We start from the raw sequence: 11,217 nt of genomic DNA, 5'->3' as shown, positions 1-11,217 counted from the left end.
TCAAACGCTTGCGCTTTCCTTGCGCGGTGCGCATCGCCGGTCAACCGCAGGAAAGCTTGGGCCTGCCCGCCCCGCAGCTTTTCTCAGGCGCTTTTCAGCGCCAGCGCCGTGCGGTTGGCGATATCATGGATAAGCGCGGCCCAGCGGGCCTGATCGGCTTCGGTTGCCAGCAGGTCCTGACGAATTTCAATGGTCAGATAGGGCCGCCCATGCGCCTCTGCGTGCCGATCCATAGAGGCATTGAGCTGCTTGCCCGAATAGGGCTCGTTATCGCCGACATTCAGCCCTTCCTCGCCAAACAGCCGGATCGCATGGCGCGCTGCACGGTCGTCCTGATTATACAGCAGCGCGACTTCCCAGGGGCGTTCCTCGTCGCTGGTTTCCAGCGAGGGCGTGAAGCTGTGCAGCGCGACGATCAGTTCGGGCTGCGCGGCGTCGAGCCACGCAGCAAGCGCATTGTGATAGGGCCGGTGATACCGTTCCAGCCGCTTCTCCACATCGGCCCCGATATTGCCCGGAATGGTGTGGCCGTCGCTGGAAAACGGGACCACCGCATCCTCGTCCTCGCGCCGGTGGAGATCGCACACCAGACGGCTGATGCAGGCGATATGGGCGGGCATGGCATGGCGGCGGGCCAGCCGGTCGGCCACACCCTCTACGCCCAGATCGACGGCAATATGCGTATCGAGCAGATGCGCAGGCACGCCCAGCGGCACATCCTCTGGCACGAAGTTGGAGGCATGGTCGGCCACGCACACTATGCGCCCCGGAACAGGCTCGCCAACCTGGCGGTAGGGTAGGTCGTCGATCATCTGAGATTTCCTGTCAGCGTCCACCACTCCGGATGGCGCGTGTTGATTTCGCGCAGCGCATCATCGCGCGCTTCGTTTGTTTCGTACAAGGCAAAGCAAGTAGCGCCAGAGCCGGACATCCGGTGCAGGACGGGGTTCGTGTCCGACAGACTGTTCAACGCGAGAATGACCTCGAGTATCTGCAGGTCCTCGGTGACGATCTTCTGCAGATCATTTCCGCCGGACATCGCAATTTCGCGGGCCGTCTCGCCTTTCAACGGACCTCCGCCGATACCCTTCCATTCGGTAAAAACCTGCGGCGTGAAGATCATCACGCGGGGATTGACCAACAGCACCGGAGTGCCCGCCAAATCGTTCTTGATCGGGGCCAGCTCCGTGCCCGTCCCGCGCCCGATGCACGTGACACTGTCGACGCAGGCTGGAACATCCGCGCCGAGTTTGGCGGCGCGGGTGTGCCAGTCGTCGGGTAGACCATGCATATCCCGCACAACACGGAACACCGCGCCCGCATCCGCGCTGCCCCCTCCCAGCCCGGCTGCCACCGGCAGGTTTTTCTCAAGCAGAAGCTCGATCCCGCCCGGACGCGGAAGCTTGGTCAGAGCCTTCATCACCAGATTATCGAAAGGATCATCCAGCGCATCGACAAATTCGCCCCGAACTTGGAGCCTGTCTGCCTCTGCCGCACGCGCTGTTAGTGTATCGCCTGCATCCACAAAGGCGAACAGCGTTTCCAGCTCGTGATAGCCGTCATCGCGCCGACGCTGGATATGCAGCGCCAGGTTGATCTTGGCGTAGGCAGTTTCGATGACGGGCAAAGTAGCCGTTCCTGATCATTGCAAACGAAAGGGTAGCGGCGAAAGCGCGTCACATATTCGGATAGTTCGGCCCGCCGCCGCCCTCCGGCGTCGTCCATTCGATGTTCTGGTTCGGGTCCTTGATATCGCAGGTCTTGCAGTGAACACAGTTCTGGCTGTTGATCTGGAATTTGGGCTCCTGGCCCTCCTCGATCAGCCATTCATAGACGCCCGCCGGGCAGTACCGGTTGGACGGCCCGCCATAGACGCCCAGCTCGCTTTCGCGTTGCAGCTCCAGATCCTTCACCTTGAGGTGGACCGGCTGGTCCTCCGCATGGTTGGTGTAGCTGAAAGACACCGAGGTCAAACGGTCGAAAGTGATCTCGCCGTCGGGCTTGGGATAGTGGATCGGCTGGTACAGATCCGCCCGGTGCAGATGCTCGTGATCGGGCTTGTGCTTCATCGCAATCGGCAGGCCGATTTTCAGCGTGCGCATCCACATATCCGCGCCAGCTACGATGGTGCCGATATCGCCGCCGAACTTGCTCACCGCAGGTTGCGCGTTCTGGACCAGCTTCAATTCCTTGGCGATCCAGCTGTCGCGCACCGCCGTGTCGTATTCCATCAGCTCGGTATGCTCGTGCCCTGCCGCAACCGCCGCGGCGATGCTTTCTGCGGCCAGCATCCCGCTCTTCATCGCGGTGTGGCTGCCTTTGATCCGTGGGACGTTCACGAAGCCCGCTGCGCAGCCGACCAGCGCGCCGCCGGGGAAGGCAAGCTTGGGCACAGACTGCCAGCCGCCTTCATTGATCGCGCGGGCACCATACGCCACGCGCTTCCCGCCTTCGAGGATCTCGCGAACCTTGGGATGGGTCTTCCACCGCTGGAATTCCTGAAACGGCGAGACATAGGGGTTGTGATAATCCAGCGCCGTCACGAAGCCGAGCGCGACCTGACCATTCGCCTGATGGTAGATAAACCCGCCGCCCCAGCTGTGGCTTTCGGACAAGGGCCAGCCCTGCGTATGGATCACCCGGCCCGGCTTATGCTTGGCAGGGTCGATATCCCACAATTCCTTGATGCCCAGCCCGTAAACCTGCGGCTGGCAATCCGCCTCGAGATTGTAACGCGCCTTCAGCTGCTTGGTCAGATTACCGCGCACCCCCTCTGCGAACAGAGTGTATTTCGCATGGATTTCCATGCCCGGCTGGTAATCGCCCTTCTGCGAGCCATCCTCGGCAATGCCCATATCCTGCGTGATGACGCCGGTGACAGCGCCCGCATCGTTGAACATCACTTCGCTGGCAGGGAAGCCGGGGAAGACCATCACGCCCAGTCCCTCGGCCTGCTCCGCCATCCAGCGCGACAGATTGCCCAGCGAGCCGGTGTAATTGCCGGTATTGGACATGAAGGGCGGCATCATCAGATGCGGCATGTTCCACTGGCCACCCTTGCTCAGCACCCAGTGCAGATTGTCCGTCACCGGCGTCTCCGCCATCGGGCAATCCATATCGCGCCATTCGGGCAGCAGCTCGTCCAGCGCCTTGGGATCGACCACCGCGCCCGACAGGATATGCGCCCCGATTTCGGAGCCCTTTTCAAGAATTACAACTTCCAGCTCTTCATTGATCTGTTTGAGCCGGATCGCCGCTGCAAGACCCGCTACACCGCCGCCAACAATGACGACGTCGCATGGCATGGATTCCCGTTCGCTCATGACTGCATTTTTCCCTGTGTAATCTATCGTCGCGGCGCGCCGTGTTCGGGCTGTCCAAAACGGCGCGCAATCTCGCAGAAACCCTTGATTGCCGGACTGCTTGAGGTCAAGACCTGCATACGGCCATGGTTCCCACTGAAACCCCAACCCACGCACCCGATGCGAAGCGCGAAATCGAGGCTGCGCTGGACTGGTGGCGGCAGGCCGGGCTCACTGCGGATTTTCAGGACGAACACTCCGTCTGGCTTGATGCGGAAACCGCCAAGCCGGTCACCGACGTTACGGAACCCAGCGCACAGCAACCGGTCATTCGCAAGAAGACCCCGCCTCCGGTGAAACCGGTCGGCGGGGAGCGCATTACGGTTGCGAAGGCGGTTCCAATGGCGGGATCGCCCGAGGAGTGGCCGACCGAACTGGCAGCTTTTCAGGACTGGTGGGCTGGCAAAAAAGATGATGGGTCCGATGGAGAAGGCAGTGGCCCCACGCCCCACCGCATCCCTGCGCGCGGCACAGCCGGGGCGAACCACCTCTTTCTCGTTCCCCAACCCGAGGCGGAGGATCGGGAACGGCTTCTGGACGGGCCGCGCGGCGCCATGCTGGTCGCAATGCAACGCGCCATGGGTCTGGGTGAGACTGATTGCTACATTGCCTCGGCTCTGCCGACCCACGCATTGCAGCCTGATTGGGATGAACTGGTCGCATCCGGCCACGGCGCGATTGTCCGCCATCACCTCGGCCTCGCGGCCCCCGAACGCATAATTGTCTTCGGACGCCGCATTTTGCCGCTTGTCGCGCACGAACCGGCGCAAGACGCTGCGAATTTACGAAGTTTTAACCATGAAGGACGCAGCGTCCCTCTGTTGGCCGCGCCCGAGCTTGGTTCGCTTCTCAGAAGCGCCAGTCAACGGAAGCGGTTTTGGCAACAATGGCTTGAATGGACAGATTGATAATGACTTCGGCTGCCGCAATTTTACGACCCGCATTTCTGGGCTTCGCCGCCCTGTGCATGGGCACAACGGCCTTACCTGCGGCCGCCAATACCAGCGCCGAATATTTCCGCGCCAAAAGCGTCTCCAACAACGTCCCCCAGCTCCTAAGCACGTCTGACCGGCAATATTACGCCGATCTATTCCGTGCGATCGACGCTGAACGCTGGGGCGATGTCGAGAGCCTTCTGTCGCAGCGCGCCGATGGTCCGCTGCACGCCGTGGCGAAGGCCGAATATTATCTTCACGCGAACAGCCCGCGCGTCGAATTGCCGGCTATTCAGGCATGGCTCGCCGAAGGAACCTATCTTCCGCAGGCGGAGCGGATGGGTGCCCTGGGTATGAAGCGCGGAATGATGTCCGCCCCCTATCTGCCGCGTGAGCAGGGCTTTGTCCGGCAATCCTACGCCTCCAAGCGCCTGCGCCCCCGCCCCGTTGATGACGGCACCATGCCGTCCAGCATCCGCAATGCGATCAATGACCGGATCAAGAACGACGATCCCGATGGTGCGCGCCAATTGCTCGACGGGGTCGATGCCTCGCTTTCCACCGCTGCCCGTGCCGAATGGCGTCAGAAGGTCGCGTGGAGCTATTACATAGAGAACAATGATCCCGCCGCCATGGCGATGGCCCGCACGGTGGCAGAGGGCACCGGCGCGTGGGTTGCCGAGGGTGACTGGGTCCACGGCCTTGCCGCCTGGCGTCTTGGCGATTGCCAGACCGCCGCGAACGCGTTCCGCAGCGCCGCTGCCGGAGCGATCAATGTCGAGCTCGCCGCCGCTGCCCATTACTGGGCCAGCAGAGCTCTCGTCCGCTGTCGTCAACCTGAATCCGCTGCCGAACATCTGCGCGGCGCGGCGCTGATGGACGAAACCCTGTACGGTATGCTGGCTCGCGAAGCGCTGGGTCAGGCGCTGCCGGAAGGCGGCATTACCCCCGATCTGGATGCAGCCGACTGGCAGGCCCTGCGCGGCAACGCCAATGTTCGCGCCACCGTCGCTCTGGCAGAGATTGGCCGCGACGATCTGGCCGACGAAATCCTGCGCCATCAGGCGCGCATCGGCGATCCGGCCCAATATCAGGCCCTGTCACGCCTCGCCCGCGAGCTTGGCCTGCCCGGTACGCAGCTGTGGATGGCGCATAACGCCCCGTCCGGAGCACAGCGCGAGCCTGCTCTGCGCTTCCCGACCCCGCGCTGGAAGCCGATCGACGGATGGAAAGTGGACCCCGCGCTCGCCTATGCGCACACGCTACAGGAATCGAATTTCCGCGCGAAAGTCGTCAGCCCCGCCGGTGCGCGCGGCCTGATGCAGATCATGCCTGCTGCGGCCAGAGACCATGCCGGAAAGCTCGGCGTGCGCGGCACGGCCAGCGATCTGTCGGACCCCGAAATCAATCTCGCCTTTGGCCAGAGCCATCTCGAAATGCTGCGTGATAGCGGCGCGACACAGGGCAAATTGCCCAAGATCATGGCTGCCTACAATGCCGGCCTCAGCCCGATCAGCCGCTGGAACAGCGAAATCCGCGACCAGGACGATCCGTTGCTCTACATGGAATCGATCCCCTATTGGGAAACGCGTGGCTATGTCGCCATCGTGATGCGCAATTACTGGATGTATGAGCGGCAGGCTGCGACCCGCTCCCCGACCCGCACCGCGCTGGCGCAGGGCCAGTGGCCCGCCTTCCCGGCGACCGGCGTCGACTTTGCGAGCATGAGCGGCGGCAACTGATGGCGATCGATCCGGACCGCGAATTCAAGCCCATCCGGATCGCGCTGCTGACGGTATCGGATACGCGCACGGCAAAGGATGATACCTCCGGCGATATTCTGGCGGAGCGGATCGAGGGCGCAGGCCATGAACTGGCGACCCGAGAGATCAGCAAGGACAATGCCGAGGAAATCGCCGCGCATCTGCACCGCTGGATCGACGACGAAACTATCGACGCGGTTGTGACCACGGGCGGCACCGGCCTAACGGGCCGCGATGTGACCCCGGAGGCGCTGCAGCAAGTCAAGACGCGCGATATTCCCGGCTTTGGCGAGCTGTTCCGCTATCTCAGCCTGAAAACCATCGGCACCAGCACTATCCAGAGCCGCGCCTGCGCCGTGGTGGCGCGCGGCACCTATATCTTCGCATTGCCCGGTTCGAATGGTGCGGTGAAGGATGGCTGGGACGGGATCTTGGCCGAACAACTCGATAGCCGGAACCGCCCCTGCAATTTCGTCGAGCTGATGCCCCGTCTGCGGGAAACGTGACGGGCCGACGCGCTTCGAGTTCCTTATATCGCGACTGATGCAAGCGTAGTTGGGTTCGCGCAGAGATCGCGGAGGAAGAAGTGCGCAGAGATCACAGAGATGTCGTGACGCCCCGGCACGAAGTGCCCTCCAAAATAGCCGCTGCTCGAATCTTGACGGGATGATTCAAGCGTCTGCGCTGTAATCATACAGCAACGTCTCTGCGGCCCTCTGCGCCCTCTGCGCGAACCAAATTTATGCGATGCGTCCCTAAGTCCGGCACCCGCAATCAAAGCGTGTCCCAGAACCTATGTTCCTGCTATGTTCTACCCGATGCAACGCCGAATCGAACCCCCAACAACCGGACGCGGTGCCCAGAGCGGCGATGTGCCGACCCGCTTCGGCTTGGCGGCCCGCGAGGCGGATGGTGACTGGCGCGATCACATGGAGATACTGGACGGGAAACCGCCCAAACTCCGCACTCAAGTGACCGAGGAGCGGCCCAAGTCGATCCTGTCCTTCAATCAATCGCCCGACATTCCGTTCGACCGCTCGATCAACGCCTATCGCGGGTGCGAGCACGGCTGCGTCTATTGCTTTGCCCGCCCCACCCACGCCTATCACGATCTCTCCCCCGGCCTCGATTTCGAGACACAGCTTTTCGCCAAGCCCGATGCGGCGAAACTGCTGCGCGAGACGCTGGCGCGCCCCAAATACCGCCCGCGCCCGATTGCGATGGGGACAAACACCGATCCCTATCAGCCGATCGAGCGCGATTACCGCATCACTCGCGAGCTGCTTGAGGTGTGTCTGGACGCGCGACACCCGGTCACCATCACCACCAAATCGGACCGCATTCTGGCCGATCTGGACCTGCTGGAGGAGATGGCGGAGCTGCGGCTGGTGGCGGTGGCGATATCGGTGACCAGTCTGGACCCCAAGCTATCGGGCAAGCTGGAACCACGCGCAGCTTCCCCCGTCAAGCGATTGGCAGCGCTGGGAAAATTGGCCGAAGCGGGCGTGCCGACGCATTGCTCCGTCTCGCCTGTCATCCCGGCGATTACCGATGAATTCATGGAGGAAATCGTCACCCGTGCAGCAGCGCTAGGCGTACGGAGCGCTGGCTGGATCCCCCTGCGCCTCCCCCACGAAGTCGCGCCGCTGTTCCGCGAATGGCTCAGCGTCCACTACCCCGAACGCGGCGACAAGGTGATGCGCATCGTCCGCTCGATCCGGGGCGGAAAAGACAACGACCCCGATTTCCACACCCGCATGAAACCAAGTGGCGTCTGGGCCGATTTGTTCCGTGCGCGATTTAAGCTGGCCTGCAAACGTGCGGGAATAGGTGAAGGCGATGAGACGCCTAAGTTCGAGCTCGATTGCTCGCAATTCCAAAAACCAGAAGAGGATGGGCAAATGCGGCTTTTGTGATACCATCTCAACCGTTCGGGCCGCGATCGCAGACACTTGGCGCCCGATCATCACGGGAGGGAAAGACATGAGATCGAAAACTGCTGTGCAAATTGCCTTGTTGTCCGGTGCTGCCAGCTTGGTTGGCTGTACCCAAGGTGGAAAGACCGGCGAACAGTCTGGCGCGGCATCGAGCGGCGGAGAGCTCCCGGAATATATTGCATCCTTCGATCAGGAATCGGTGATCGGCTCGCCCACGATTGTCGACTGCACTCTCTCTGGCGGAGAGGAGAGCCAGTGCGTTTCCATCACAGTCGGCCCTGCCCCAGCCAATCAGAAAATTGGTCCGTTTTGCCCCAGAAATATCGCCGATGGTCCGGAGAAATCCGGCATCTGGCTCGAAAGCGCCAAGGTCTATGATGCCGATGGGCCTTTCATCGAACGGCTCGCTCAATTTTACGACGATCCCGACTTCACCCTGCACGATATTTCAACCGGCAATATCCGGGTCACCGACAGCAAAATTGCCTGCGAAGCAGCGGCGCGGCCCGATGTCGCTGAAGAATACCGCAATTACTGTGTGGAATGCGAAGTCTCCTATGTGGAGGAAGGGGCCACCCAGACCTACGTCATCCCTCTGACACCCGTGAATGCCGAGTCGGTATCTCCAAGGGTCAGCCGCTCGGGTGTTGGCCTTGCCTTCAGCGGCGCCCGGTTTGATGCACCCGCACCCACCGATGCCATTCTGGCTGCACACACGCTTGCGCCGTTCGATGATTGCGGCGGGCATGTAAACACTGCGGTCGGCTATCACCTTCACGCGGCAACCGATTGTTTGTTAACGAAAGATTTGGTCGAAGGGCACGCCCCCAAAATCGGGATTGCACTGGACGGCTATCCTTTGCTTGCCCGGCTAAACCTGGATGGGAAAGAACCGGAAGACCTAAATATGTGCCGTGGGCATGATCTTGAAGGGATCGGTTATCACTATCACGTGGACGAACCCGGATCGAACGCCATCCTGCCATGCCACACCGGGCAAACCGGATGCGCACTCAGCGATCCAGACGCCAAATGCGACGCCAGCGCCGACGCACAGCGCGGCCCGCCGCCCAGGGGTTAGAGGTTAGCGGGAGGTTCGCTACACAAACCCATCCCCGCCCTCGCCCGGCTTGAAACGGATCAGGCGGCTGTCGACCAGGGCGGCGGTGCGGTTGACCACGGCCTTCTGGTAATCCGCGTCCTTGATCATTTCGAAGAACGCGCCTGCATTGGGGTACTGCGCAACAAACCCGTCATGCCATGCGCGGTCGTCGGGGCCGGTCACCATTGTCTGGAACGTCCCGCGCCACACGATGCTGCCGCCCACGCGGCGGAAGATCGGACCGCTGGTCTTGCCGTATTCCTCGTAGGCCCGGCGGCCAGTCCAGCCATTGCCGTGGTGCTCGTGGCCCTCCGGATATTCGGCGTGGTCACGGTACAGCAGCAGGTTGAGCATGTGGATCGGCTGATCGCGCGGAAGGTCCTTGAACGCCTGAAAATTGGCGGGCGACGGGTCGATATAGGTTTCGGTCATTTTTGTGCTCCTCAGTCCCTCCCCATTTGCGACTGCGTCGAAAATAGGGAGGATCGTTTTGCTCACCCCTCCAGCTTGTAATCCGCGAAACGATCGCGCAGGTCTTTCTTGCTGATCTTGCCGGTCGCGGTGTGGGGGATATCGTCCACAAATTCGACCGCATCGGGCATCCACCATGTGGCGATCTTGCCTTCCAGATAGCCCTTCACGTCATCGGCCGAGATATCTGCACCTTCGTTCTTGACCACGAACAGCACGGGCCGCTCGTCCCATTTCGGGTGGTACATGCCGATGGCAGCCGCCTCGGCCACATCCGGATGGCCCACCGCCGCGTTTTCCAGCTCGACCGAGCTGATCCACTCGCCGCCCGACTTGATCACGTCCTTGGTCCGGTCGGTCAGTTGCAGCGTGCCGTCGGGATGCAGGATGCCGACATCGCCGGTGTCGAACCAGCCCTCGGGATCAGCCGCATCGGCCTCCGCCTTAAGATAGCGCTGGATGATCCACGGCCCACGGATCTGCAGCGCGCCGCTGGTCTCGCCATCGCGCGGCAGGACCTTGGTAGGATCGTCGAGGTCGAGCGTGCGAAGTTCCACCCCGAAAATCGGGCGGCCTTGCATCGCGGTCTTGTCGACCTTTTCCTCGAAGCTGAGCTGGTCCCAATCCCATGTCGGCCCGCCAACCGTGCCGATGGGCGACGTCTCGGTCATTCCCCAGGCGTGCTGGACGCGGGTGCCGTTCTTCATAAGCCGTTCGATCATAAAGCGCGGACAGGCAGATCCGCCAATCGTGGCCGCCTTGAGCGGGGGCAAATCGATGCCTTCCTTGTCGCAATACTGAAAATGCGCGAGCCAGACGGTCGGAACACCAGCGCTGTCGGTCACGCCCTCATCGAGCATCAGCTTGTGCAGGACGGCGGGGTCGTTGACCGCGCTGAAGACGAATTTGATGCCCGCCATCGCGCCCGCATAGGGCAGGCCCCAGCTGGCCGCGTGGAACATCGGCACAACAGGCAGCATCACGCTGGCCGAACTGAAGTTGAAAGCGGCGGGCTGAAGTCCGGCAAGCGCGTGCAAAACCGTGCTGCGGTGTTCGTATTGCACGCCTTTCGGATTACCCGTGGTGCCGCTGGTGTAGCAGATCATGCATGGGTCGGTTTCGGAGCCCTGCACCCATTCATACGCGCCGTCCTGTGCGCCGATCCAGTCCTCGAAACTTTGCGACTGATCGCCGCTATCGAAGCATATGTAGTGTTCGACCGTGGTCCACTTGTCGCGCATCTTGTCGATGATCGGCTGGAACATCGCATCGTACAGCATCACCTTATCTTCGGCGTGGTTGACGATATATTCGAGCTGATCCTCGAACAGGCGCGGGTTCACGGTGTGGAGCACCCCGCCCATCCCGGCGACGCCGTACCAGCTGACCAGATGGCGCGAATGGTTCATCGCAAGACTGGCAACCTTGTCACCCGTTTTGAGGCCCAGTGCCTCCAGCGCCTGCGCCATTTTCAGGGCATCGGTGCGAATGCCCGACCAGTCTGTGCGTGTTTCGCTGCCATCGGCCCAGCGTGTGACGATCTCGCGGGTCCCGCTTTCGCGGGCAGCATGGTCGATCACATGGGTGATCCGCATAGTCCAGTCTTGCATGGCTCCGAGCATTGCGCGGCTTCCTCTCTATTGTTTT

Annotated in this window: 10 protein-coding genes; 5 read left to right on the top strand and 5 right to left on the bottom strand. The window is 61.8% G+C overall.

The genetic code is table 11. From position 1 onward, the window contains the following. Window positions 1-83: 83 nt before the first annotated feature. From ACFCW2_RS11635 to ACFCW2_RS11625, 3 genes are read right to left on the bottom strand one after another with little or no spacing between them, the layout of a single operon-like run. Window positions 84-812, bottom strand: a complete 729-nt coding sequence (locus ACFCW2_RS11635) for an N-formylglutamate amidohydrolase (protein WP_379546572.1) — start codon at window positions 810-812, stop codon at window positions 84-86. Then, window positions 809-1,627 carry a 4-(cytidine 5'-diphospho)-2-C-methyl-D-erythritol kinase gene (locus tag ACFCW2_RS11630; protein WP_379546570.1) on the bottom strand — a complete coding sequence of 273 codons (819 nt, stop codon included), beginning with the start codon at window positions 1,625-1,627 and terminating at the stop codon, window positions 809-811. The genes ACFCW2_RS11635 and ACFCW2_RS11630 overlap by 4 nt, the downstream gene beginning before the upstream one ends. A gap of 49 nt (window positions 1,628-1,676) precedes the next feature. Next, entirely contained in the window at window positions 1,677-3,323 is a 1,647-nt protein-coding gene (locus ACFCW2_RS11625) for an electron transfer flavoprotein-ubiquinone oxidoreductase (RefSeq protein WP_379546569.1), read from the bottom strand. A 125-nt stretch (window positions 3,324-3,448) separates the two neighbouring features. Between ACFCW2_RS11625 and ACFCW2_RS11620 the strand changes: the two genes are divergently transcribed. The 5 genes from ACFCW2_RS11620 to ACFCW2_RS11600 all read left to right on the top strand — a co-directional run bounded on the left by ACFCW2_RS11620 (window position 3,449) and on the right by ACFCW2_RS11600 (window position 9,078). Then, complete coding sequence (locus tag ACFCW2_RS11620) at window positions 3,449-4,270, top strand: hypothetical protein (RefSeq protein ID WP_379546567.1); 822 nt, start codon at window positions 3,449-3,451, stop codon at window positions 4,268-4,270. Between the two features lie 2 nt (window positions 4,271-4,272). Next, entirely contained in the window at window positions 4,273-6,039 is a 1,767-nt protein-coding gene (locus ACFCW2_RS11615) for a lytic transglycosylase domain-containing protein (protein WP_379546566.1), read from the top strand. Further along, on the top strand, window positions 6,039-6,566 hold the full coding sequence (gene moaB, locus ACFCW2_RS11610; RefSeq protein ID WP_379546565.1) for a molybdenum cofactor biosynthesis protein B: 528 nt from the start codon (window positions 6,039-6,041) through the stop codon (window positions 6,564-6,566). The genes ACFCW2_RS11615 and moaB overlap by 1 nt, the downstream gene beginning before the upstream one ends. Window positions 6,567-6,878: 312 nt before the next feature. After that, window positions 6,879-7,976: a PA0069 family radical SAM protein gene (locus ACFCW2_RS11605; protein WP_379546564.1), complete on the top strand. Its 1,098-nt coding sequence runs from the start codon at window positions 6,879-6,881 to the stop codon at window positions 7,974-7,976. Next, on the top strand, window positions 7,954-9,078 hold the full coding sequence (locus ACFCW2_RS11600) for a YHYH protein (protein WP_379546562.1): 1,125 nt from the start codon (window positions 7,954-7,956) through the stop codon (window positions 9,076-9,078). Before ACFCW2_RS11605 ends, ACFCW2_RS11600 begins: the two co-directional genes overlap by 23 nt. Window positions 9,079-9,096: 18 nt before the next feature. Here the strand turns inward: ACFCW2_RS11600 and ACFCW2_RS11595 are convergent, their stop codons facing one another. Together ACFCW2_RS11595 and ACFCW2_RS11590 are read right to left on the bottom strand one after the other, a co-directional pair. Beyond that, window positions 9,097-9,531: a DUF1330 domain-containing protein gene (locus ACFCW2_RS11595; protein WP_379546561.1), complete on the bottom strand. Its 435-nt coding sequence runs from the start codon at window positions 9,529-9,531 to the stop codon at window positions 9,097-9,099. Window positions 9,532-9,593: 62 nt separating this feature from the next. Next, on the bottom strand, window positions 9,594-11,192 hold the full coding sequence (locus ACFCW2_RS11590) for a long-chain fatty acid--CoA ligase (RefSeq protein WP_379546559.1): 1,599 nt from the start codon (window positions 11,190-11,192) through the stop codon (window positions 9,594-9,596). Between the last annotated feature and the right edge of the window lie 25 nt (window positions 11,193-11,217).

Source organism: Qipengyuania algicola (assembly GCF_042492175.1).
Classification (GTDB): Bacteria; Pseudomonadota; Alphaproteobacteria; order Sphingomonadales; family Sphingomonadaceae; genus CAJXSN01.
This window is presented reverse-complemented; position numbering and strand designations above follow the sequence as displayed.

Bases quoted from the DNA above. Each gene is read 5' to 3' on its own strand.
- moaB (WP_379546565.1), top strand. From the start codon at position 6,039: ATGGCGATCGATCCGGACCGCGAATTCAAGCCCATCCGGATCGCGCTG.
- ACFCW2_RS11595 (WP_379546561.1), bottom strand. From the start codon at position 9,531: ATGACCGAAACCTATATCGACCCGTCGCCCGCCAATTTTCAGGCGTTC.
- ACFCW2_RS11615 (WP_379546566.1), top strand. From the start codon at position 4,273: ATGACTTCGGCTGCCGCAATTTTACGACCCGCATTTCTGGGCTTCGCC.
- ACFCW2_RS11620 (WP_379546567.1), top strand. From the start codon at position 3,449: ATGGTTCCCACTGAAACCCCAACCCACGCACCCGATGCGAAGCGCGAA.
- ACFCW2_RS11590 (WP_379546559.1), bottom strand. From the start codon at position 11,192: ATGCTCGGAGCCATGCAAGACTGGACTATGCGGATCACCCATGTGATC.
- ACFCW2_RS11625 (WP_379546569.1), bottom strand. From the start codon at position 3,323: ATGAGCGAACGGGAATCCATGCCATGCGACGTCGTCATTGTTGGCGGC.
- ACFCW2_RS11600 (WP_379546562.1), top strand. From the start codon at position 7,954: ATGGGCAAATGCGGCTTTTGTGATACCATCTCAACCGTTCGGGCCGCG.
- ACFCW2_RS11635 (WP_379546572.1), bottom strand. From the start codon at position 812: ATGATCGACGACCTACCCTACCGCCAGGTTGGCGAGCCTGTTCCGGGG.
- ACFCW2_RS11605 (WP_379546564.1), top strand. From the start codon at position 6,879: ATGCAACGCCGAATCGAACCCCCAACAACCGGACGCGGTGCCCAGAGC.